This window comes from Gloeomargarita sp. SRBZ-1_bins_9, assembly GCA_039794565.1.
In the GTDB taxonomy this organism is placed as follows: Bacteria; Cyanobacteriota; Cyanobacteriia; order Gloeomargaritales; family Gloeomargaritaceae; genus Gloeomargarita.
Genome location: JAUQVX010000006.1, coordinates 90,371 through 113,779 on the forward strand (window position 1 = coordinate 90,371; position 23,409 = coordinate 113,779).

Genomic DNA, 23,409 nt, shown 5'->3' on the forward strand with positions numbered 1-23,409 from the left:
CTTAACCATGCAAGACGCAATTACGGCGGTGATCAATGCTGCGGACGTGCAGGGCAAGTACCTGGACAGCAGCGCTATTGAAAAGCTGAAAAAGTACTTCCAGACCGGGGAGCTGCGGGTGCGGGCGGCGGCGACGATTGCGGCCAATGCGGCGACCATCATCAAGGAAGCGGTGGCCAAGTCATTGCTGTATTCGGACATTACCCGTCCCGGCGGCAACATGTACACCACCCGGCGCTATGCGGCCTGCATTCGGGACCTGGACTACTACCTGCGCTATGCCACCTATGCCATGCTGGCGGGGGACCCCTCCATCCTGGATGAGCGGGTGCTCAACGGGTTGAAGGAGACCTACAACTCCTTGGGGGTGCCTATCGGGGCGACGATTCAAGCCATCCAGGCGATGAAGGAGGTCACGGCGGGCCTGGTGGGTCCGGAAGCGGGCAAGGAAATGGCGGTTTACTTTGACTATATCTGTTCAGGGTTGAGCTAACCATGGCTCCCGGTGGGGGGTTGATGGGTGGCCCAACCGTCGCCTGTTGACCCCTCACCTTTGCCCATTCATGGAGAGAACGCACTATGCGGATGTTCAGAATTACGGCTTGTGTCCCCAGCCAAACCCGGATTCGCACCCAACGGGAATTGCAAAACACCTATTTCACCAAGCTAGTGCCCTACGACAGTTGGTTCAAGGAACAGCAACGGATTCAAAAAATGGGCGGCAAGATTCTCAAGGTGGAGTTGGCCACCGGTCGCCCAGGAATCAATACAGGTTTGAGCTAAGGCTTTCCACCCGACAACATGCTGATAAGTTACGGCCCCCGAAGTGGGGTTCTTTTTTGCCCAGCCCTAGGGTGGAGCCATGGGGTTGACCGGTTTTGGGCAGACCCAGCGGTAGGCTGCTTACTTGTGGGAATGGCCGGTTGGACCTTGAGGGCTTGGGGTGGGGAGATGGCCTCGTTGGGCAATCCCTGGAAGGCGCTGCTGGTTCACCGGCTGCAATGGCGTGACCCGAATTGCCAACCTAGTTGCCGAACGCCACCCGCCTTGAATCGAGCAGGTCAAGAAACCAGCCTCGACCCGGAAACCCGACTGCCCCCCAGTAGTAAATCTGGACAGCCCCCATTGCCCTAACTGAGCGGTCGTTAGCCCCTGCCCAACAGGGCCACCAAGCGATCCGGTTGACTGGGGGTAATAAGCAAGGGAGACCGACCCGGTTGCTGCACCAGTACCAATCCATGCCGGCGCTGGGTTCACCGCCAACCAAATCCCCCCAAAAATCCCTCGCCCCCCAACTGCCAGCCGGTCTCTTGGCGCCAATAACATCCGGTAGCAACTCCAGCCAGCGCCGCCGCCTAGGAAACCGGATTTCCAGGCGGTTGTCCCCTTGCACCACAACAGCCGTCGGTCGTCCAGTCCCGTAGAACCCACCCCCCTTAGGAACAAGGGAAGGGCTGCCAGCCCCCAGGTGACCGCCCGCACCCGCTCATCCATCGGCGCCACCACAAAGAGGTACCCCATTCCTAGACCGTGGCGACATTAAGCAGCTCCATGTCGGGAACCGTGCGTTTGACCAGCCCCGTGAGTACTTTGCCTGGCCCCAGCTCCACCACTCGCCTCACCCCCAGGGCCGCCAACGCCAGGACAATCTCCCGCCAGCGCACGCCCGTCGTCATTTGGGTGCGTAGCCGCTCTTTCAGCAGTGCCCCAGCGGTGGTGGGGGTAGGGTCTGTGTTGGACAGGACGGGAATTTGAGCGTCGGCAAAGGGTATGGTATCCAGGTAGGCGTTGAACTGGGCGGCGGCTTCGGCCATGAAAGGGGAATGAAAGGCCCCGCTGACGGCTAAGGGCACGGCCCGTTTGACTCGCACCTGGTCGAGCACGTTGGCTACTCCCGCCGGCGTCCCGGAAATTACCACCTGCCCCGGGTGGTTGTCATTGGCCAGAACGACGTCTGAGGTTTGGGCGAGCACCTGCGCCAGTTGTTCCCGGTCCGGTTCCAGGAGCGCTACCATTTGCCCGCCGCCAGCCTGGTCCATTAACTCCGCCCGCAGTTTCACCAGGCGCAACCCCGTAGCAAAGTTATAGACCCCTGCCCGATAGAGCGCCACCAACTCCCCCAGGCTGTGGCCGGCCAGGTAATCCGGTGTGCCGTCGGCGTACAGGTCTGCCAGGATGCTTTCGACCACGTACAGACAGGGCTGGGTGTAGCGGGTTTGGGATAGCTGGGTCGCCGGGGGTGTGCAGCAGGCGACAACCGACCAGCCCAAGATGGCCTCCGCCTCCTGAAACCGCTGCCGGGCGTGGGGGTGCGTTTGCAGGTCCAGCCCCATCCCCGCCACCTGGGAACCCTGTCCTGGAAATACCCAGGCGGTCTTCATGCCCGCAACCGGCTAAACAACTGCTGGACCTTTTCCCAGCTATCGGCCGCCGCTTGGGGGTCGTAGCTATCCCGCTCGTTGCAGAAAAAGCCGTGGTCGGCGTCGTAGCGAAACACCCGGTGGTCAATGTGGTGTTTTTGCAGCTCCTGTTCGATGGCGTCCGCCTGTTCGTTGGGAATCAGGGGGTCGCGAGTGCCGAAGAAGCACCAGATAGTGCCCTTGATATCCTGGGTGCGGGTGATCGTGGGAGAACCACCGCCGGGTGTCGTCGTGGCAATACCCCCCCCATAAAACGAAGCCGTTACCTGCACATCCGGCAAGGTGGCTGCCAGATAGGCCACATGTCCGCCAAAGCAAAACCCAATCGTGCCAAAGCGCATCACACCGAACTCCCGTTTCAAGTAATCGATCGTCGCCTGGATGTCGCTGAGCAACTCGTCGGCCTTGGTCATTTCCTTATATTTGCGCCCCAATTCCACATCCGCCGGCGTGTAACCCACCTCAAACCCCGGGGCGTAGCGCTGGTAAAGGCTGGGGGCGATGGCCATGTATCCCAGGCGGGCGATGCGTTCGGTCACATCCCGAATATGGGCATTGACCCCGAAAATTTCCTGAAGCACGATGATACCGGGATAGGTCCCTGCCTCCGTCGGTCGGGCCAGGTAGCTGGCGATTTGCAGCCCTTGATGGGGCACCTGCACCCACTGGGTTGTGATCTCCATCCCTTTGCCTCCCCTGCTGGCTCGCCCTTATTGTACCGGAGAAACTAATGTTAGGAAGAAGGGGGACGCGCGATGACCGATCCAGCTTGGCGCCAGGGAGCCGAAATTGCCCTAACCATCACCGACCTCAACGACCAGGGCGACGGCGTAGGTCGCTGGCAGGAGCGGGTGGTCTTTGTGCCCAACACCGTGCCGGGGGACCAGGTACGGGTGCGCTTGGTCTGGGTGAAACCGAGTTACGCCTACGGCACATTGCTGGGCCTAGATGCCCCTTCCCCCCATCGCGTGGTGCCCCTGTGTCCGGTTGCCGATACCTGTGGCGGCTGTCAGTGGCAGCACATTGACTATAGCTATCAGCTTGTGGCCAAGCAGCGGCAGATCGAGCAGGCCCTCATCCGCATTGGCGGTCTGGCCCATCCCCCCGTCGCTCCTGTGCCATCCCAGCAGCAACCCTGGGCCTACCGCAACAAAGTCACCTACCCGCTGGGGCTGAATCGAGCCGGTGAGTTGCAAGCCGGCTTCTACCAAAAAAACACCCACCACATCGTCAACATCAACCGTTGCCCCGTGCAAGACCCCCAATTTGATGTGCTTTTGCCCCAGTTAAAACAAGACCTCCAGCAACGGGGCTGGTCCATTTACAACGAAACCACAGGCCGCGGGGCTTTACGCCATCTTAATTTACGCATCGGTCGTCGCACCGGGGAAGTGTTAATGACGTTGGTGTCCACCACCGCCAAACTGCCCCATCTCCAGGAGCAAGCGCGGCAATGGCAAGCCCGGTGGCCGCAGGTGGTGGGCGTTTGTGTCCATGTCAACCCTAAACCTGGCAACACCATTTTTGCCGGGGAAACCCACTGCGTCTGGGGGCGGGACTATCTGTGGGAAGAATTTTGCGGCCTGCGCTGGCAAATCCGGCCCGACACCTTTTTCCAGGTCAACACCGAGCAAGCGGAACAACTGGTGAACACCATACAAAAAACGCTGGTCCTACAAGGCAGCGAATGCCTGGTGGATGCTTACTGCGGGATCGGCACCTTGGGGCTACCTCTGGCCCGCTCGGTACGGCAACTGGTGGGCATCGAAGTCCATCCCGCCGCCATACACCAGGCCCAGGCCAATGCCCGCCACAACCGCATCCCCAACGCCCAATTTCACTGCGGCACCGTCGAAACCCTACTCCCCCAGCTAGCCCTGCGCCCCGATGTGATTTTACTGGACCCCCCCCGCAAGGGCTGCGACCCCCAGGTGATGAAGTATCTGCAACAAAACCCCGTACCCCGGTTAGTGTATGTCAGTTGCAACCCGGCAACCCTAGCCCGGGACCTGCGTGCCCTGTGCACCGAAGGCCCCTATTGCCTGGAACAGGTCATTCCCTTGGACTTTTTCCCCCAGACCCACCATGTGGAGTCCGTGAGCTTTTTACGCCGCCGTTTCTAACACCCGGAGTGCCGCTCCTACCCCACTTCCCGGCGTCACCGGCTGCCCCAGTTGCTGCAACACCGCCTCCAGGGCGCTGATAACCGTCAACATTTCCCGCTCACCGGCAAACCCCAAGTGACCGATGCGGAAAATCTTGCCCTTCAGATGGTCCTGCCCCCCCGCCACCGCAATGCCAAATTGTTTTTTCAGGGCGCTGCGCACCGCCTCTGGGTCAACCGTAGTAGGTGCCACCGCCGTCACCGCCGGACTGGCGCAATCAGCCGGCCCCAACAAGGGTAAACCCAGCGCTGCCATGGCCGCCCGCACCATCCGGGAAGTCCGTTGATGCCGCGCAAAAATTTGCTCCAGCCCCTCCTGCTGCATCAACTGCAAACTCTGGCGCAGGGCAAAAAAGAGATTCACCGGCGGCGTAAACGGCGTGGTGTTTTTGGCCCCATCCCGACGATAGACGCCCAGGTCGAAATAGAACTTGGGCAGTTTGGCATCAGCATAGGCCCGCCAAGCCCGTTCGCTCACCGCCACAAAGCCCAACCCCGGCGGCACCATATACCCCTTTTGGGACCCCGAGACCACTACATCCAGCCCCCATTCATCCATCGGCACCGGCGTCGCCCCCAAACTGGTCACCGCATCCACGATGATCAAGGCCTGCCCGTGGGCCTGCACATACCGGTTAATAGCCCCCAGGTCATTCAGAACCCCCGTGGACGTCTCACTGTGGGTGACGATCACCGCCTTGATGGTCTTATCCCGATCAGCCGCCAACTTCGCGCCAAAGGCCTCCGGGTTGAGGGGTTGCCCCCAGGGCGCCGTAATCGTTTCCACCTGCAACTGAAACGCCCGGCACAACTGCGCCCATCGCTCGCCAAATTTGCCATTACAGCCGCACAGCACCCGGTCGCCGGGACTCAAAAAATTGATAATCCCCGCCTCCATCGCTCCCGTGCCCGAAGCCGTCAGGATCAGCACCTCCTGCTTGGTCTGGTGCAACCACTTCAGGCCCGCTGTGACCTCCCCCATCAGGGCGCTGAACTCGCTACTGCGATGCCCAATGGGGTGCTGGGCCATGGCCCGTAACACCGAGTCAGGCACCAGGGTCGGCCCAGGAATCAACAACAGCGACCGGTCAGACATGCTAGGTGTCCCGCCGTGATCCGCAAGTACTTCAATATACCACAGACCGAGCCACTACCGCTGGGAACGACCACCGGGAGTAGGCAACTCGGGACGGGGACGTTCCGGCAAGCTCAACGGCGGCACTTCCGGGATCTCCGTCGGGGGAATCAACTCGCGCCGCGCCAAGACCACCGCCCCAATCAAGGCCATCAGCAACAGCACCGACGCCAGCTCAAAGGGCAACAAAAACCCGTTAAAGAAATGCTGACCAATCCGCACGATGGAACGGGACGGATGGGGTGCGACCTGAATGGCCCAGGGCGTCGTGACAATCATCGTTCCCAACAGCGCCAGCAAACCAAAACACACCAGCGTGGTCACCACCTGGCGCAAACCACTGCGGGGCACCGGCACCAACCGCTCCCGCTTGTTTACCAGCATGATAGCAAACAAAATGAGCACGTTCACCGACCCGACGTAAATCAGCACCTGGGCCGCCGCCACAAAATCGGCGTTCAACAGGATATACATCCCCGCCAGACTGATAAATACCCCCCCCAGCAAAAACGCCGAATAGACAATGTTATCCAGCAGCACCACCCCTAGGGCCGCCAGCAACATCATCCCGCTCAAGACCAGAAAACTGACCAGTTGCACCCCTTGCGCCAGCGTCACGACCTGTCCTCCCGCGATGGTTACTTCCTCGTATTGTAGGGCTTGGGCCGTTTATTCCTGCGTTTGCTGGAGAATTTCCTCCGGTCGCAAACCCGCCCGCCGCTCGGTATGGGGCACCTCATGGCCGTCCATCACCCCCTTGGGCAGGTAAGCCAACCCCCGAATCGGCTGCACCATCGGGTCGTGGGTCACGTTCAGCGGCAACCGCCCCAGAGCCTGGCTGTCATAGTTCAACTCGTGCCGGTCGTAGGTAGATAACTCATACTCCTCGGTCATGGACAGGCAGTTGGTGGGGCAGTACTCCACACAGTTGCCGCAGAAAATACACACCCCAAAATCAATGCTGTAGTGCTTGAGTTCCTTTTTCTTAATGTCCTTGTTGTACTCCCAATCCACCACCGGCAGGTTGATCGGGCACACCCGCACACACACCTCGCAGGCAATGCACTTATCAAACTCAAAATGAATCCGGCCCCGGAACCGCTCCGACGGAATCAGCTTTTCGTAGGGATACTGGATAGTCACCGGCCGCCGCTGCATGTGGTCAAAGGTCACCGATAAACCCTGGCCGATGTAACGCGCCGCCTGCAAAGCCTCTCGACCGTAGTCGGCCACCTTGTTGAGAAACTTAAACATAACTGACTCTCTCGATGGGGTCTGCCTTACCTCCTATGATGAAACTCAGCGCCCCGTTGCGCAAGTAATTGCCCCCTCGCCAAACCCTACCCACCTGGATTATGATGGTCACTAGAGTATTAAGAAATGTTACGAAAGGGGGTGGGTGATGGTAGATTTGGCCCAGTTGGCGCGGCAGTTGGAGAGTCCGAACCTAAAGGACCGGTTGCTGGCGCTGGTGGCGTTGCGGGATGTGGAGCCGGCGGCGGCCTTTCCCCTGTTGAAGAAGGCCCTGGCGGATGAAAGTTTACAGATTCGTTCCATGGCGGTATTTGGGTTAGGGGTGAAGCCCACGCCGGAGTGTTTGCCGTTGTTGGTGCATTTGTTGCAAAACGACCCGGACTACGGCATTCGGGCGGATGCGGCGGGGGCGCTGGGCAACTTGGGGGACCCCCGGGCGGTGGAGCCGCTGATCCACGCCCTGTACGAAGACACGGACTGGCTAGTGCGCTTTAGTGCGGCGGTTTCCCTGGGCAATCTGGGGGACCCCCGGGCCTACCATGTTCTGGTGCAAGCCCTAGAGGCCCCCGAACCGGTGATTCAGCAGGCGGCGATTGCGGCCTTGGGGGAGATCGGGGCCGTTGAGGCAGTGGAACGGTTGCTCACCTTTGCCCAGGCGGAGGATTGGCTAGTGCGGCAGCGGTTGGCGGAGGCCCTCGGGAATCTCCCCCATCCCAAAACCCGGGCGGCGTTGCAGTACCTGGCCAAGGACCCCCATCCCCAAGTCCGGGCCGCGGCCAACTACAGTCTCTCCCGCTTGAAAAACTAGCGTCGCAGGGGCCGGTAATCCAGCAATCGCCAGGTTTCCCCCTGGGCCTGCCCATAAACCACCGGTTCAGGGGAGCGGGTGGCCAGGGTTAAGCCATCCAAGGCCACTTGCCAAGTCGAGGGCCGTTCCAAACCGATGATGTAGGTGGCAAAAAGGATGCTGTTGGGGTCTTCGCGGCTCCATCCCAACAACAGGGCATGGGTATGGGCCACCGCCTGGGGACTCACCAGCCGCACCCCCGTATCATCCCACACCAAAGCCCGGTCGGTAATCTCCGACGACCCGAACCGGCCCACCACCTGGCGCACCAACAACTGCCGACTGTCAGCGGACCAAGACACCGGCACCAGTACCCAAATCTGGCCTGGTTCCAGGGCTGACGGCTGTCCTACGGGTCGGAGGATCAGGGGCAAAGCACCACCAGGGCGGCGAATGTGCAAGGTACTGGTTATCTGGGTGCGGGTGTAATCCCGTTGATGGGCCAAAACCTGCACCCGACTAAAGGTGGCATAACGTCCGTCAGGGGAAATCAGCACAGGGCTCTGGATGGTGGCCCGCATGGGTCGGCGGCGCTGTTCGGCCTGGGTCTGGATGCCCCATACCCAACGCCAAGGAATCGGGTAAGCACTCTGGAGGGGGTCTTCCGGCACCCAGTCAGGAATCACCAGCGTTGACGCCCGCGGACGAGCAAGGGCCGGCCCAATAACCCCCTGGGTTACCACCACCAGCCAACTAACCAGAACGACGATTACTCCCTGAACAACTCGCCCTTCTTGGCCCTGACCCACCGCAGGCATGTGTCTTGCACCCCGGCACTCCCTTCACTATAACAGACTCCCGGACCGACAGTGAGGTAGCAAAATTTGCATATCCTTCAACTGACCGAGGTGGGGTTGCCACTACCGGCGATTAATGCGATACTGATAGGTGAAGAGCTAGACTCGACCTGCCCGCTGAAGAAACGCAAGTTTAAGGTTCGCTCTTGGCGCTGTTTGCGGAGTAAGCATGGTGTGAGGTTGCAAGATTTTATATGATGCGAACCAGAATTTGTTTGACGTGGACGGGGTTAGCGGCACTGATGGTGGGGGGATGTACGGTTGCCGTTAATGGGCCGGATGATACTCCCACGCCTGCACCAGCCCGACCGGCGAACCGTCAACCGACCCTCGGCGCTGTGGCGACACCCGTTGCACCTCCGACTCCTTTGCCGGTTGCCCAGAATGGCCTCATCCCTTCGGAGGACCCGGATAAGCGCCGCGATGAATTGATGCCGGGTCGTAGTGATCCCTTTGCACCGCCAGGGGCCACGGCTATGCGTCCGGGGGAAGTGGTGGAGATTCCGCCGCCGCCGTTTGACATTGCACCGCCGCCAGGACCCCTGCCCCAGGTGCAGCATGCGCCTTTGCCCCCTTTTGATCCGTCAGCTTCGACGTTAGCGGATTTCCCAGGGCAAGGGGCGGATATTGCCAATATGATCATAGTGCACGGGGTGGTGCAGGTGGGGAACCAGGTGCAGGCGATTGTGAAAACCCCTAACGAATCTGCGGCTCGATATGTGCGACCGGGGCAGCGGCTGGAGGGGGGGTTGGTGTTGGTGAAACGGATTGAGGCGCGGGGTGTGCAACCGGTGGTCGTGTTTGAGCAAGACGGGATCCAGGTGGCGCGGGCGGTGGGGCAGGAACCGGATTTCCCGGTGAATCCCTTTACCATTGGGGCGCGGGTGTCCAGTTTGCAGAGCCAAAGTCCCCCAGGTCCACCGATGCGCGCTGCTGTAACCACAGGGCCGGTGGGAACGCCTACCCCATCTATGGCACCGCCCCAACAACCCACGCCAGCAGCGCCTCGGCAGGGTCAAACGCCTGATACGCCGACGGTGGTGCAACCTACCATTGTTCTGCCACCGGCTCCTCCAGTTCGTTAAAGGTTATGGGAGGGAGTTGTCTATGCGATGGGTACCGTTGACCGCCGGATGGTTGCTGAGCTGGATGCTCCCGGCGCTGGCCCAACGGCTGGTTCCCTATAATGTGCAGGATGCTTATACCTTCATTGCCGAAAATGTGTGCCCTTATCCCCGCAGTCCGATTGATTTGCGGTCGTTGCGGGAGTTGACCGGTCGGCCGGATTTGACTTTGATGGATGTGCAGCTTATCTGTGGCCGGGCGACGGGACGACGGGTGGCGGTGGCGCAAGCGGTGGGACGGCGGTCACCCCTGTCTAACTTCGATTTGATTGAACGGGCGCGGCGGGCCACGGTTTCGGTGATTTTGTCGGTGTATGATGCGGTGGGCCAACCTCAGCCGGCGCCGGGTAACATTACGAGTTTGCGTTTGTATGACATCCGGCAGGGGAGTGGGTTTCACATTGGTTCCGGGTTGATTATTACCAACTTGACGTCCCTGGGGGGGGTGCCGACGGCTGTTGGCAGCGATGGTTCTGTGGTCGCCGTTGATGACGCCAATGCCAACAACATGCGGCTACGGGTGGAATTGGCGGATGGGTCGGTGCGGCAGGCGCGGCTGGTGTATTTTGACCCCACGACGGATACGGCGTTGCTGGCGGTCAAGGGGGATGTGCGTCATTTGCCGGCTTTGCCTGTGGCAACGGGTTTGCCCCGGATCGGCCAGCGGGTGTTGACGGTTAGCTACCCCATCGGTGTTTTGCCGGTGACGGCGACGGAGGGGATGGTGGTGGGGATTCGCCCCTATGGCCGGTTGACCCTGTTGCAGATTGATGCGGCCACGAGTGAGGGTTCCCAAGGGGGGCCGGTGCTAGATGAGCGGGGTGCTGTTGTGGGCGTGATAACGGTGAAAAACCCCACGGCGTTTCAACTGGCCGGTTCGTTGTTGGGAACCCAGAACGTCGGTTTTGCGGTACCGATCGGCACAGTGCTACAGCGGTTGAATCTGGCGGTGCGGGGAGGGCATTGATATGGCTTGGCAACGGTGGTACTGGTTGGCGGCGCCGGTAGGGGCAGCAGTTGTTTTGACGGGGGTAGTGACCTACACGGGCCGCTCGGTGCGTTCGCAACCTCAGCAAACGGTGGCTTCTGTTGAGCAGGCACCGGCGGCTAGGTCTGTGACCCCTGTGGAGGTGGCTGAAACGGATTGGCGGGCGGCGGCTCGGTTGGAAGCGGAAGGGGCTGCGGCCATTGCGCAGACAGCGGTCACCCCAGCAGACTGGGAATTGGTGCGATCTAAGTGGCGTAGGGCTTTGGCTCTATTAGATAAAGCGCCCCAGGATGAACAGACGATGCGGCTGCGGCGTTACTACCAGCAACAGTTGCAGGAGGAGGGGGTTGCCGAGGAGGACGATGTGCCGGCTGGACGGCGGGTGGCGGCGGCCAATCTCCTGCCGGGAACGCGGGGGATTTTCGCCCGGGAGATTGTGATTCGGGGGGTGCCGGTGCCTAACCAGGTCCTAACACCGGCGCAAATTGTCAATCGCTATCTCCCGGCGGCGGTGCGGGTGGAACCGACCCGTAGCGTGGTGGGTAGTGGTTTTCATATCGGCGAGGGCTACCTCATTACCAACCTGCACGTGGCCCAGGAGGCGCGGGGCTTTGACCGACGGATTTTTGAGGACCGGGCGATTCCCTTGACGGTGCGGCTCTACGACAAAACGCGACGGCCGGCGCGGGTGTTGCGCATTATGGAGGGGGGGCTGGCGCAAATGGCGGCAGGGATGATTCCCCAGGGTGACCCGCTGGACATTGCCCTGTTGCAGGTGGTGGGGGATGTGAGCGACCTGGGGACGGTCCCCTTGTGCGGCAAGATGCGGGTAGGGGATGAGGTGATTGCTATGGGGACGCCCCTGGGCCAGCAAAATACCATCACCAGGGGAATCATCAGTGTCATTCATTCCTTTGAGGCGGGCCATATTATCCAGACGGATACGCAAATCCTGGGGGGCAATAGCGGCGGACCCCTGCTGAATAACCGAGGGGCAGTGGTGGCAGTGAATACATCGGGGATTTTCGGCGCACCCGTGGAGGGGTTAAAGTTTTCGGTGCCGATTGTCCAGGCGCTGGAGCGGATGCGGGTGCGGGTGCTGAATACCGATAACCCTGGCTGTGGGGGCACCGGTCCCATTGGGCGTACGGTGTATGCACCGGGGCAAAAGTAGGTGGTTTGGGCTACTTCTCCTGCTCCTGGTTAGTTGCCGTCCGCCGCAGCGCCCACCTTTTGCCCAGGAACGGGACCCCAACCAAATCATCATCGGTACGACTGCTAAGGTCAGCACCCTGGACCCAGCAGATGCCTATACGGTTTTTGCCGGTAACGTGTTAATGGCGTTGGGGGACCGGCTTTACACCTACAGACCGGGAACTACGGAGTTGCAGCCCCAGTTGGCGACGGCGTTGCCCCAGGTGAGTGCCGATGGCCTGACCTACCGGATTCCGTTACGCCGGGGAGTGGTATTTCACGACGGCACACCCTTTGATGCCGAGGCGATGGCCTTTTCCCTGCGCCGGTTTATGGAAAATGGGGGACGTCCATCGTTCCTGCTGAAAAACATCGTGGCGGATATCCAGGCGACGGGTCCCTACGAGTTGACCATTCGTCTGCAAAAACCTTTTGCGCCCTTTCCGCAACTGCTGGCCTTTTCGGGCTTGTGTGCGGTTTCGCCCAAGGCTTACACCGTTGGGCCGGGGCAGTTTCAACCCCGCACCTTTGTCGGCACCGGTCCCTACCAGTTGGTGCATTTCGGCAGTGACTTCCTGAAACTGAAGCGCTTCCCCCGCTATTGGGGTCCCCCCCCGGCCAACAGCCAGTTAGATATTCAATTTTTCAGTAGCAGTGCCAATCTGTACAACGCCTTGCAGAGTGGGGCGGTAGATGTGGCCTACCAGTTCCTAGAACCGACGCAAATTCTGCAATTGCAAAACCGGGAAGATATTCAGGTTGTCAGCAGCGCCGGGACGGGGATCAATTATTTGACTCTCAATCGTAACCAACCGCCCCTGGATCGCTGGGAGGTGCGGCGGGCTTTGGCGTTGGCTATGCCCCGAGACCTCCTTCGGGAACGGGTATTTCAGAATTTGGTGGAACCGGCTTTCAGCCTTGTACCCAGTAGCCTGCCCGGCTATCAACCGGTGTTTCAGGTGAGGGAAAATCCGCCCCCCTGGCAACAGGCCCAAGACCTCTTGGCCAAGGCCGGTTTTACGACCACACAGCCCCTGCAACTCGACCTGTGGTACCGGAGTAATATCCCCAGTCAAATCCAGGTGGTGAGCACCATCAAGGCAGTCTTAGAGCGGGATTTGCCGGTGCGCTTGCACCTCCAACCGGTAGACTCGACAACGGCCTACCAAAACCTGGAAAAGGGGGTTTATCCCCTGTTTTTGCTGGACTGGTATCCCGATTTTCTCGACGCGGATAACTACCTGGAACCCTTTTTGAGCTGCACCAAAGGTAGTGAGAAAGAAGGTTGCCTAGAAGGCTCTAGCCGCACCTTCGGTTCTTTTTACTACAGCGCCCGGGCCAACGCCTTGATTGCCCAAAGTCGCCGCACCAGCAACCCCCAACAACGCCTGGTCCTGTTGGGAGAACTGCAAAAACTACTGGCCCAAGACGTCCCCTACATTCCCCTGTGGCAGAACCGGGAGTTCGTGTTTGCTCGACAAGAGGTGCGGGGGGTGCGCTTGGAACCCACCCAGACCTTTCCCTTTTGGTTGTTGCAAAAGACACTCCCTCCACCGACCAGCCAGCGCCGGGGTTTATAGGAATTCCCATCTTTTTTCCTATCCCTGCTCCCCCTCCTCCAGGGCAGGCGGAACGGTGGCCACTGCGGCAATGGCATCGTCGGGGTCCAAGCGCTGGAGCCGTATCCCCGTGGCCATGCGAGATTGCAGAGAAATCTCCCGCGCCGCCTGACGGATGATTACCCCCCGCTGCGTCACTAACAGGATTTCGTCGTCTGGACCGATCAACCCTAGACCCGCTACCGCATCGTCGGGCTTGCGGAACTTGGTTACCGTAATTCCCATTCCCCCCCGGTTCTGCACCCGAAACTCAGCAGCCGGCACCCGTTTGCCGTAACCCTTGCGCGTCACCACCAACACATCGCGGCTATCCCCCGGTGTGATGATGTCCATTCCCACCAGCACATCCCCCTGCCGCAACTCCATTGCCCGCACCCCCCGCGTGGCTCGCCCCAGGGGGCGTAATTGCTGATGGTCCACCGCAAACCGAATGGCCATCCCCTGTTGCGACCCGATGAGAATGCTGTCGGTGGCCCTAGCCAACCGCACCCAACGTAATTGGTCCCCCGGCTCCAGCGTGATGGCAATTAACCCGTTAGCGCGAATATGGCTAAAGGCCGACAACGCCGTTTTTTTGATGTAGCCCCCCTGGGTGAGCATCACGATATAGACCTCATCCTCGAAGGTGCTCACCGGCAAAATGGACGTGATTTTTTCCTCCAGGGGAATAGGCAGCAATTGTACCAGAGGTACCCCTCTAGCGGTGCGGGACCCCACCGGAATTTGATAAGCCCGCAACTCGTAGACCACACCCCGGTTGCTGAAAAAAAGAATGTGGTCGTGGGTGTGGGCCGAACAGAACAGGGCCACCGCATCGTCGGGCTTCATGGTTGTACCCGCTTTGCCCCGCGTCGCTCGGCCCTGGCGACTAAAGTTGTCCACCGCCATGCGCTTGATATAGCCCTGTTGCGTCACCAAAATCAGGCAGGGTTCGTTGGCAACTAAATCTGTCTCCTGCAATTCCCCCGACGACGCAGCCACAATTTCCGTCCGGCGCGGGGTGCCATAGGTGGCCTTCAACTCCTGGAGCTCCTGAACCATGATGGCCAACCGCCGTTCCCGCCGCGCCAGGATGTCTTGCAAATCAGCAATTTTAGCCGTCAGTTCTGCGTGCTCCTGGTGAATTTTCTCACTTTCTAGGGCCGTCAACCGGCGAATTTGCATCTCCAGGATGGCGTTGGCCTGATTGGCTGTTAGCTCGTAGACCGTCATCAATTGCTGCCGCGCCGCCTCAGGACTGGCCGCCTCCCGAATTAGGTGGATGACATTGTCCAGGTTACCCAAGGCCACCAACAGCCCCTGCACGATCTCTGCCCGCTCCTGGGCCTTGCGCAAGTGATAGCGGGTACGCCGTTGGAGCACCTCCTCCCGGAACGCCAAAAACACCTGCAAGCTCTGTTTCAGGGTCAACAACTGGGGTTCCCGGTCCACCAGCGCCAGCATATTCGCCCCAAAGGTCACCTGCAACGGCGTCTGCTTGTAGAGATTGTTCAGCACCACCTGGGGCAGGGCCTCCCGCTTGAGTTCAATCACCACCCGCATCCCGTCCCGGTCACTTTCGTCGCGAATGTCGCTGATGCCCTCCAAATGCCGCTCGTTAACCAGTTCCGCCACCCGCTCGATAAACGCCGCCTTGTTCACCTGAAAGGGCAATTGCGTAATAACAATCGCCTCTTTTTCTGAGCGGCCCGGCGCACTGATGGTTTCAATCCGCGCCACCCCCCGCAGCGTCAACGACCCCCGCCCGGTCTGATACATCTCCCGGATGCCCTCCGTCCCCAGAATCTGCCCGCCCGTGGGGAAATCCGGCCCAGGGATATAGCGCTGCAAATCCCGGTCGTCCAAGTCGGGATTGTGGATCAGGGCCACCAGCCCGTCTACTAGCTCCCCGAGATTATGGGGGGGAATATTCGTCGCCATCCCCACCGCAATCCCCGCCGAGCCGTTGAGCAGCAACTGGGGCAACCGCGCCGGCAACACCGTTGGCTCCTGCTCCGACCCGTCAAAGTTGGGGACAAAATCCACCGTATCCGCCTCGATGTCCGCCAGCAGTACATCCCGCGCCAAGGCCCGCAACCGACATTCTGTGTAGCGCATGGCCGCTGGGGGGTCATCGTCCACCGACCCAAAATTCCCATGCCCGTCAATCAACGGCTCCCGCATGGAAAAATCCTGGGCCATGCGCACCAGGGCGTCATAGACCGCCTGGTCTCCGTGGGGGTGATATTTCCCCAGCACTTCCCCCACCACCCGCGCGCACTTTTTGTAGGGGGCATTCGGCTGCAACCCCAAATCGTGCATCGCATACAAAATCCGCCGGTGAACAGGCTTTAACCCATCCCGCGCATCCGGCAACGCTCGCCCCACAATCACACTCATGGCGTACTCCAAATAGGAGCGGGACATTTCGTTGCCTAAATCGGTGGGAATAACGTGCCGCGCCGGAGCAGTAGTCATGGTCTCGGACTCACAGATATAACTGGAAATTTTTGCTTCTATTCTAACGGAAATTGTCGCTTCGCGAACGCTGCTTTTCTAGGGTACTGCTGGTGAAAAAACTCGGCTAAAAAAGGCTCAGCACCGGCAATAGCTTCAGCAAAATTGACCCGTGGTAGGATTGACATAGACTGATCTCTCCTGCCATGTCTGTGACCACCCTTGCCCTGGCGTCCACCGGTTTGTTGACGTTGTTGTTGGTGGTGGGGTTGGTTTTTTTTGTGCGGGCGGCGGTCAAGGACCGGACCCAAACCCAAACCTTCTCCCCCCCTGATCCAGCGGCAGCGCGCCAGCAGGTGGAACGGTATTTGCAAAAGCGGGGCTACCGGTTGGTTGCCGGGGAAACAGGGGACAAGGAGCAGTGTTGGCAGGGGTATGTGCGTCCCAGTGGATTCCTGGCGCTGTTGTTGTCCCTCCTGGTGGGCTTAAGTGGCTGGTGCTTGGGGTTGGTGCTAATCAGCGTGCAACCGGCCTGGGGCGGGAAACCCCTGGGTTTGGTGGCGTTGGGGCCGCTGGCAGGTGTGTTTTATTGGCGGGGGGCCAGTCGCTGCCAAACCGTGACCGTGCACTGCCAGGAAAACGGTTTCCGTATCACCGCCCCGCAACCGGAGCTGGAGCGTTTGCAGCGTTGGTTGTCCACAGCTCCACGTGACCCGTCGCCGTCGCCTGCAGCACCGACCCCTCCGGACAGGCCACCCACCGAACGTCCGTAAACAGGGGTTCGGAAGCAATCACCACGCCGGGGTAATCCGGGTGACCGGTCAGGTAATACAAGCTGGGGGCGGGACTGCCGTGGGCCAACCGAGACGCTAGCAACTGCTCCCCATCGCTCAGGATAAAGTTAAAGGTCACGTCCACCTGGGGGGCCAAATCCAGCAGATTTTGGAAGCTATCCGACAGGGCTTGGCGCAAATCCCCCGTTTGCCGGTAGTGGTGCAATATCCAGGCAAACAGGTGCTCCGAATCCGTCAGACCCTGGATGGCTAGGTAATCCTCATCGGTCAACTGCTGGCGCAACGGGCGGTACAGCATTTGGCGGAAGTGCTGCACGCGACCGTTGTGGACCGCGCTGATCACCCCCTGGACAAAGGGCTGGCAATTGCTGTAGTCCACCGCTAGGCCCGGCGTGGCGCTGCGCACATACCCCACCATGCAGCCGCTGACCACGTAGGCGCACAGGTGGGGCAAGTTAAAGTCGTTCCACATGGGCAGGATGTTTTTGTAGGTAAAGGGCTGGGGCCGCAACCGCCGGTCATACCATCCCAGACCAAACCCATCCCCATTGAGCAACCCCGCCGTCATCTCCTTAGGGGCATAACTTTGCACCAACAGGGAATGGGGCGGCGTCAACACCAAGCGCTCCAACGGAATTGGCTCCCCCAAATAAGCAATCAACCGGCACATGGGTCCCTTCCCACGGCGACCTAAAAACTCCCCCCCTTAACAAAATTTTAACCAGGTCAGCAGGATGGGCTATCGGGGAATTGCCGGCTGTAGAACTGGGCGTAGCGTCCCCCTTGGCGCAGCAGTTCCTCATGGGTGCCCATCTCCACAATCCGGCCCCCCTCCAGCACCACAATTCGGTCTGCCCGCCGCGCCGTGGATAACCGGTGGGCAATCACCAGTACCGTGCGGTTGTGCATCAAGCGCTCCAGGGCTGCTTGCACCAGGGCCTCCGATTCCGCATCCAGCGCTGACGTGGCCTCGTCCAGGATGAGAATTTTGGGGTCGAGCAGCACCGCCCGGGCGATAGCGATCCGTTGCCGTTGCCCCCCCGACAAATTCACGCCCCGTTCCCCCACCCAAGTGTGGTAGCCCTGGGGCAAGCGGGTAATGAACTCGTGGGCGTTGGCCACCCGGGCAGCCTGTTCCACCTGGGCCAGGTCCCAGTCCGGCTGTCCCAGGGCAATGTTTTGGGCCACCGTTCCCGAAAACAGCACCGTGTCCTGGGGCACCAGGGCCATCTGCCGCCGCAGACTCGCCAGGGTCACCCTGCGGATGTCCACCCCATCGATCAAAATTCGGCCCGCCTGGGGGTCAAAAAACCGCAACAGCAGGTGCACCAGCGTACTTTTGCCTGCCCCCGACGGACCCACCAAGGCCACTGTCTCCCCCGGCCAAATCCGCAGGTGAACGTCCTGCAACACCGGTCGCTCCGGCTGGTAGCCGAAGGTCACCTTTTCGTATTCCACCTTGCCGGTGATGGGGGGCAACGGCTGAGCTGTGGGCGATTCCTGCACCTGGGGCGTCAACCGCAGCAATTCCCACACCCGTTCCACCGACGCCTGCCCCTGCTGGTATTCGTTGTAATTGCTGGTGGTAATGGTGATGGGGTCAAACAGGAGCGCCACCGCCGCCACAAAGGCCACAAACTCCCCCGCCGTCAACCAGCCCTGTTGAATCTGCACGCTCCCTAACCAAAACAGAAACAAAACCCCCATGGCCTCCAGAAACCCCACCACCGGAAATTGCACTGCCTTCAACTGCTCCGCCCGCAGGCGCGCCCGCCGGTTTTGCTCCGCCGCCTGGACAAAACGTCGCCACTCATACCCTTCAGCGGCAAAGGCCCGGATCACCCGCATCCCGGCGAACACCTCCGTTAAAAGCGCTGCAATATCTGCCACCTTCGCCTGACTGCGCTGGGACAACTGCAACAACCGCCGGCCAAACCAGGCAATCAGCAACGTCATCAGCGGGGCCACCACCACCGTTGCCAGCGTCAGCACCCAGTTCAACCACAGCATGTAACTCAGCACCGCCAGCAGTTGCAACACCGACGGCAGGAACTGGTGGAACAACTTATGCACCATCTCGCCAATGCGGTCCACGTCCTCCGTCAGCCGGTAGGTCAAATCCCCCGTGCGGGCCTGGTCAAAAAACGTCACATCCAGTTGCTGGACATGGCGGTACACCTGGCAGCGCACCTCCTGGGTCACCCGCAGAGCCACATCCGCCATCAACGCATCCTGCCCGTACTGAAAGAGTCCCCGCACCAGGAAAAACAACACCACCAGGCCACTCAAGCGGGTAATCGCCGCCACATCCCCCCGTCCCACTAACGGTGCCAACATCCCCGCCAAATGGGCCAGCACCGGCATAGACAGCACAAACCCCAAGGTACAGAGCAACGCCTGGCCCAGCCGCCACCGATAGGGATACAAATAGGGCCACAACCGCCGCAGGGAAGTCACCGCCATAGGATTTACCCTATCATCAAACACAAAAAAGCGCCGTACCCTCTCAGGCCGGCTGCTTTCCGAACCATTCATCCCTTCTTGCGATACGCCCGAATAATCCCGTCGGTCAGGTAGCCCCTGCGTCAGTTGGCTGAACTATCTACACCTTAAACATTGCACCCAACTGCAAGGTCAAGGGACTAGACCATAAAAATTTTTGATTTTTTTTGATATTTGCTGTCTCCGTAAAAACCCGGAAACCCGCCATGGAAGAGCCATTGGCAACCGTCGATCTACCGTTTTCGGTCCCTTACACCAGCACCTGTTGCCACTCCAAGCGCTCCAGGGTTTGGGACCGCTCCCAGGCACGGGCAAAACTGCTCAAAGTCGGCTCAATGGTCAACGGTTCCCCAATCACCCCCTGCACCGCCTCCTGGGTCTTCAGGCCGTTGCCTGTGATGTACACCACCGTCAGGGCGTCTGGGTGGATGTACCCCCCCTGAGCCAGCTTTTGCAACACCGCCACCGTCGTTCCCCCCGCCGTTTCCGTGAAAATCCCCTCGGTTTCCGCCAACAACTGGATACCCGCCACGATTTCCGCATCGCTGGCCGCCAGAATTTGTCCCCCCGTGCGACGGGCCACCTCCAGGGCGTACACTCCGTCTGCCGGGTTGCCGATGGCAATAGACTTGGCAATGGTGTGGGGTTTTACTGGGGCGATAAAGTCCCGTCCGGCGGCAAAGGCCTCCGCAATCGGTGCACATCCCTGGGCCTGGGCGCCGTGGCACTGCACCGGCTGATCTTCCACCAGTCCCACCTGCACCAGCTCCCGAAACCCCTTGTAAATCTTGGTGTACAGGGACCCGCTAGCCAAGGGTGCCACGATGCAATCCGGCAAACGCCACCCCAACTGTTCCGCCACCTCAAACCCTAGCGTTTTCGACCCCTCTGAGTAATAGGGCCGCAGATTGATATTGACAAACCCCCAGCCCCGGCTGTTGGCCACCTCCGAACAAAGCCGATTCACCTGGTCGTAATTGCCTTGGACTGCCATCACCGTCGGGCGATAAATCAGCGTCCCCAGGATTTTCCCCGCCTCCAGGTCCGCCGGGATAAACACACAGCAATCTAAACCCGCATGGGCCGCAATAGCCGCCGTGGCATTGGCCAGATTGCCTGTGCTGGCGCACCCCACCGTCGTAAAACCGAGTTCCTTGGCCCGGGTCAAGGCCACTGACACCACCCGGTCTTTGAAACTCAAGGTGGGCATGTTCACCGCATCGTTTTTGATCCAGAGATTGCGCAGGCCCAACCGCCGCCCCAACCGCTGCGCCCGAATCAAGGGAGTCATCCCTGTGCCTAGGTCAATGGGCGTCTCGCTCTCAACCGGTAAAAAGGCCCGGTAGCGCCAAATGGAATGGGGTCCCCGCTCAATACCGGCCCGGGTCACCTGCGCCCGGATGGCCTCCAGGTCGTACTGCACCTCCAAGGGGCCAAAGCACAACTCGCACACGTGCATGGCCACCAGGGGGTACCGCGCCCCACACTCCTTGCACTGCAGATGGGAAAACGTCGCCGTCTTGGGGGAAATCATCACCATAGGCACCCGGAGCATCCACAATGCAGCCTATCCTAACAGACCCACCCGCCCTTGTCAAATCATATCCGACTAAAAAAGTCGGAATTAAAACTGGAGATGGGGCGCGAACGTTAAAGAATTGTTACAGTCGGGGTGGATGGCTTAATATAGGGGGGGAGAGACGCGTAAGGGGCGGTTATGCGAGTGGCGATTGCCGGTGCGGGTTTGGCGGGGTTAGCCTGTGGCAAGTATTTAGTGGATGCGGGGCACCAGCCGGTGATTTATGAAAGTCGAGACGTGCTGGGGGGACTGGTGGCCGCTTGGCGGGACGAGGAGGGGGACTGGTACGAGACGGGGTTGCATGTCTTTTTTGGGGCCTATCCCAACCTGTTGCAATTAATGGCGGAGCTGGGCATCAGCGACCGGTTGCAGTGGAAGGCACACACGTTGATTTTCAACCAGCCGGAAAAGCCGGGGGTGTTGTCCCGGTTTGATGTGCCGGATATTCCTGCTCCTTTCCACGTCATTCTGGCGATTTTGCGCAACAATGACATGCTGACCTGGGAGCAGAAGCTCCGTTTTGCCTTAGGGTTGACGCCGGCGATGATCCGGGGCCAGAAGTATGTGGAGGCGATGGACAAGTACACGTTGCTGGAGTGGTTGCGCCGCCAGGGGATTGACGAGCGGGTCAACAGTGACATTTTTGTGGCGGCGTCCAAGGCGTTGACCTTTCTCAATCCTGACGAGGTGTCGGCGACGATTCCCCTGACGGCCCTCAACCGGTTTTTGCAGGAGCGCTACGGGTCGAAGATTGCCTTTTTGGACGGGTCGCCGACGGAGCGCCTGTGCCAGCCCATTGTGGATTACATTACGGCGCGGGGGGGGGAGGTGCATGTGCAATCGCCGGTGCGGGAGTTTTTGCTCAACCCGGATGGCACGGTGGCGGGGATGGTGATTCGCGGTCTCAACGGCCAGAGCGACCGGGTGGTGCAGGCGGATGCCTATGTGTCGGCGATGTCGGTGGATGCCCTGAAGGTTTTGTTGCCGTCGGCGTGGCAGTCCCTACCCTTTTTCCAAAAGCTGGCTCATCTGGAGGGGGTGCCGGTGATTAACATCCACCTGTGGTTTGACCGGAAAATTTGCCAGGTGGACCATTTGTTGTTTTCCCGTTCACCGGTGCTGAGCGTTTATGCCGATATGAGCAATACCTGTCGGGCCTACAGCGACCCTGACCGTTCGATGCTGGAGTTGGTGTTGGCGCCGGCCCAGGATTGGATTGACCGTTCGGATGCGGAAATCCTAGAGGTGACGATGGCGGAGTTGCGCAAGTTGTTTCCGCAGCAGTTGGCAGGGGACCAGCCGGCGCGTCTGCGCAAGTACAAGATTGTGAAAACGCCCCGTTCGGTGTATAAAGCGATTCCAGGGCGGCAGCAGTATCGTCCCAGCCAGGTCACGCCGATTGCCAATTTCTTTCTGGCGGGCAGTTACACCCTGCAGCGGTATTTGGGCAGTATGGAGGGGGCGGTATTGTCGGGTAAACTGGCGGCCCAGGCGGTAGCAGCTTACCTATCCCAAGCGGCCCCAACTCCGGTGACAGTGGCCTCATGACCATGACAGCGACGGTTTCTTCCCCGCTGGAATTGCAGCCCGAGACGCTGGCCCAGGCTTATGCCGCCTGTGAACGGCTGACGGCTACCTACGCCAAGACGTTTTATCTGGGGACATTGTTGATGGCGCCGGCGAAGCGACGGGCGGTATGGGCAGTCTATGCCTGGTGTCGGCGCACGGATGAACTGGTGGATGGTCCCCAAGGCCAGCAGACGTCTTTGAGTACCCTACAGGCGTGGGAGCAGCGGTTGGAGTGCACCTTTGCCGGACAACCCCAGGACCTGTATGACCTGGCGCTGTATGCGGCCACGCGGGAGTTTCCCCTGGAGATTCAGCCGTTTCGGGATATGATTGCCGGGCAGCGGATGGACCTGTGCCAACGCCGTTACCGGACTTTTGCGGAGTTGGAGACCTACTGCTACCGGGTGGCGGGTACGGTGGGGCTGATGTCCCTGGCCATCATGGGCACGCCCCAGCAGGACGAATCGGTACGCCAGGCGGCGATTGCTTTAGGGATTGCCAACCAGCTTACGAACATCCTGCGGGATGTGGGGGAGGATTGGCAGCGGGGTCGGATTTATTTGCCCTTGGAGGAATTGACGGCCTTTAGCTATACGGTCCAGGAGTTGAAACGGGGGGTGATCAACGGGGCCTGGCGGCGGTTGATGCAGTTTCAGATTGCCCGGGCACGGGATTATTTCCGCCGGGCGGAACCGGGGGTGAATCAACTTTGTGCTGATGCCCGCTGGCCGGTGTGGACGGCTTTGATCAATTACCGACGCATCTTGGACCAAATCGAGCGCAATGACTATGATGTATTTAACCGGCGGGCCGATGTGGCGTTGGCGGGGAAGTTGCTGGCGTTACCGGGGGCGTTATGGCGTTCGTTTGGGGGGGGATGGTGATGACGGTACCCGCGGGCATCAGCTTTGAGCAGGCAGTCGCCCAAACCCAAACGCTGGTGGAGGCCCGCACGCAAGGGAAATTGGATGCCCAGGCCTTCGCCCA

General features: G+C 60.1%; 20 protein-coding genes and 1 pseudogene. 11 read left to right on the top strand and 10 right to left on the bottom strand.

The window, feature by feature from the left end; genetic code table 11:
- Positions 1-7: 7 nt before the first annotated feature.
- A complete protein-coding gene (gene apcB / locus Q6L55_07235; protein ID MEN9258503.1) occupies positions 8-493 on the top strand; it encodes an allophycocyanin subunit beta in 486 nt (161 codons plus the stop codon).
- 86 nt (positions 494-579) lie between these two features.
- Entirely contained in the window at positions 580-783 is a 204-nt protein-coding gene (locus Q6L55_07240; protein MEN9258504.1) for a phycobilisome linker polypeptide, read from the top strand.
- A 740-nt stretch (positions 784-1,523) separates the two neighbouring features.
- On the opposite strand, the gene fabD is transcribed toward Q6L55_07240, so the two are convergent.
- Entirely contained in the window at positions 1,524-2,381 is an 858-nt protein-coding gene (fabD, locus tag Q6L55_07245) for an ACP S-malonyltransferase (protein ID MEN9258505.1), read from the bottom strand.
- A complete protein-coding gene (locus Q6L55_07250; GenBank protein ID MEN9258506.1) occupies positions 2,378-3,103 on the bottom strand; it encodes a dienelactone hydrolase family protein in 726 nt (241 codons plus the stop codon). The genes fabD and Q6L55_07250 overlap by 4 nt, the downstream gene beginning before the upstream one ends.
- 72 nt (positions 3,104-3,175) lie before the next feature.
- On the opposite strand from Q6L55_07250, the gene rlmD reads away from it, so the two are divergent.
- The gene (gene rlmD / locus Q6L55_07255; GenBank protein MEN9258507.1) at positions 3,176-4,543 is read left to right on the top strand and encodes a 23S rRNA (uracil(1939)-C(5))-methyltransferase RlmD; all 1,368 of its coding nucleotides are present in this window, start codon (positions 3,176-3,178) and stop codon (positions 4,541-4,543) included.
- Here the strand turns inward: rlmD and Q6L55_07260 are convergent.
- From Q6L55_07260 to ndhI, 3 genes are read right to left on the bottom strand one after another with little or no spacing between them, the layout of a single operon-like run.
- Positions 4,526-5,680, bottom strand: a complete 1,155-nt coding sequence (locus Q6L55_07260) for an alanine--glyoxylate aminotransferase family protein (protein ID MEN9258508.1) — start codon at positions 5,678-5,680, stop codon at positions 4,526-4,528. The genes rlmD and Q6L55_07260 overlap by 18 nt on opposite strands.
- A gap of 54 nt (positions 5,681-5,734) precedes the next feature.
- Positions 5,735-6,337, bottom strand: coding sequence for an NADH-quinone oxidoreductase subunit J (locus tag Q6L55_07265; GenBank protein MEN9258509.1), 603 nt, complete (start codon positions 6,335-6,337; stop codon positions 5,735-5,737).
- A 51-nt stretch (positions 6,338-6,388) separates the two neighbouring features.
- The gene (ndhI, locus tag Q6L55_07270; GenBank protein ID MEN9258510.1) at positions 6,389-6,973 is read right to left on the bottom strand and encodes an NAD(P)H-quinone oxidoreductase subunit I; all 585 of its coding nucleotides are present in this window, start codon (positions 6,971-6,973) and stop codon (positions 6,389-6,391) included.
- A 148-nt stretch (positions 6,974-7,121) separates the two neighbouring features.
- Between ndhI and Q6L55_07275 the strand changes: the two genes are divergently transcribed.
- Complete coding sequence (locus Q6L55_07275; GenBank protein ID MEN9258511.1) at positions 7,122-7,781, top strand: HEAT repeat domain-containing protein; 660 nt, start codon at positions 7,122-7,124, stop codon at positions 7,779-7,781.
- Here the strand turns inward: Q6L55_07275 and Q6L55_07280 are convergent.
- Positions 7,778-8,578 (bottom strand): hypothetical protein, encoded by an 801-nt coding sequence (locus Q6L55_07280; GenBank protein ID MEN9258512.1) that lies wholly within the window; start codon positions 8,576-8,578, stop codon positions 7,778-7,780. The genes Q6L55_07275 and Q6L55_07280 overlap by 4 nt on opposite strands.
- Positions 8,579-8,832: 254 nt before the next feature.
- Between Q6L55_07280 and Q6L55_07285 the strand changes: the two genes are divergently transcribed.
- From Q6L55_07285 to Q6L55_07300, 4 genes are read left to right on the top strand one after another with little or no spacing between them, the layout of a single operon-like run.
- Positions 8,833-9,702, top strand: coding sequence for a hypothetical protein (locus Q6L55_07285; GenBank protein ID MEN9258513.1), 870 nt, complete (start codon positions 8,833-8,835; stop codon positions 9,700-9,702).
- Between the two features lie 22 nt (positions 9,703-9,724).
- The gene (locus tag Q6L55_07290) at positions 9,725-10,708 is read left to right on the top strand and encodes a serine protease (GenBank protein MEN9258514.1); all 984 of its coding nucleotides are present in this window, start codon (positions 9,725-9,727) and stop codon (positions 10,706-10,708) included.
- A gap of 1 nt (position 10,709) precedes the next feature.
- Positions 10,710-11,903: a trypsin-like peptidase domain-containing protein gene (locus Q6L55_07295; protein ID MEN9258515.1), complete on the top strand. Its 1,194-nt coding sequence runs from the start codon at positions 10,710-10,712 to the stop codon at positions 11,901-11,903.
- On the top strand, positions 11,884-13,503 hold the full coding sequence (locus Q6L55_07300; GenBank protein MEN9258516.1) for an ABC transporter substrate-binding protein: 1,620 nt from the start codon (positions 11,884-11,886) through the stop codon (positions 13,501-13,503). The genes Q6L55_07295 and Q6L55_07300 overlap by 20 nt, the downstream gene beginning before the upstream one ends.
- 18 nt (positions 13,504-13,521) lie before the next feature.
- On the opposite strand, the gene gyrA is transcribed toward Q6L55_07300, so the two are convergent.
- Complete coding sequence (gene gyrA, locus Q6L55_07305; GenBank protein ID MEN9258517.1) at positions 13,522-15,999, bottom strand: DNA gyrase subunit A; 2,478 nt, start codon at positions 15,997-15,999, stop codon at positions 13,522-13,524.
- A gap of 185 nt (positions 16,000-16,184) precedes the next feature.
- On the opposite strand from gyrA, the pseudogene Q6L55_07310 reads away from it, so the two are divergent.
- Positions 16,185-16,616 (top strand): annotated as a pseudogene (locus tag Q6L55_07310) (cofactor assembly of complex C subunit B).
- A gap of 13 nt (positions 16,617-16,629) precedes the next feature.
- Here the strand turns inward: Q6L55_07310 and egtC are convergent.
- The 3 genes from egtC to thrC all read right to left on the bottom strand — a co-directional run bounded on the left by egtC (position 16,630) and on the right by thrC (position 20,814).
- Positions 16,630-17,442, bottom strand: a complete 813-nt coding sequence (gene egtC, locus Q6L55_07315) for an ergothioneine biosynthesis protein EgtC (protein ID MEN9258518.1) — start codon at positions 17,440-17,442, stop codon at positions 16,630-16,632.
- Positions 17,443-17,498: 56 nt separating this feature from the next.
- Entirely contained in the window at positions 17,499-19,235 is a 1,737-nt protein-coding gene (locus tag Q6L55_07320) for an ABC transporter ATP-binding protein (GenBank protein ID MEN9258519.1), read from the bottom strand.
- A gap of 289 nt (positions 19,236-19,524) precedes the next feature.
- On the bottom strand, positions 19,525-20,814 hold the full coding sequence (gene thrC / locus Q6L55_07325) for a threonine synthase (GenBank protein MEN9258520.1): 1,290 nt from the start codon (positions 20,812-20,814) through the stop codon (positions 19,525-19,527).
- Between the two features lie 177 nt (positions 20,815-20,991).
- Between thrC and pds the strand changes: the two genes are divergently transcribed.
- Entirely contained in the window at positions 20,992-22,401 is a 1,410-nt protein-coding gene (gene pds, locus Q6L55_07330) for a 15-cis-phytoene desaturase (GenBank protein MEN9258521.1), read from the top strand.
- The gene (locus tag Q6L55_07335) at positions 22,398-23,306 is read left to right on the top strand and encodes a phytoene synthase (GenBank protein MEN9258522.1); all 909 of its coding nucleotides are present in this window, start codon (positions 22,398-22,400) and stop codon (positions 23,304-23,306) included. The genes pds and Q6L55_07335 overlap by 4 nt, the downstream gene beginning before the upstream one ends.
- Positions 23,307-23,409: the final 103 nt, after the last annotated feature.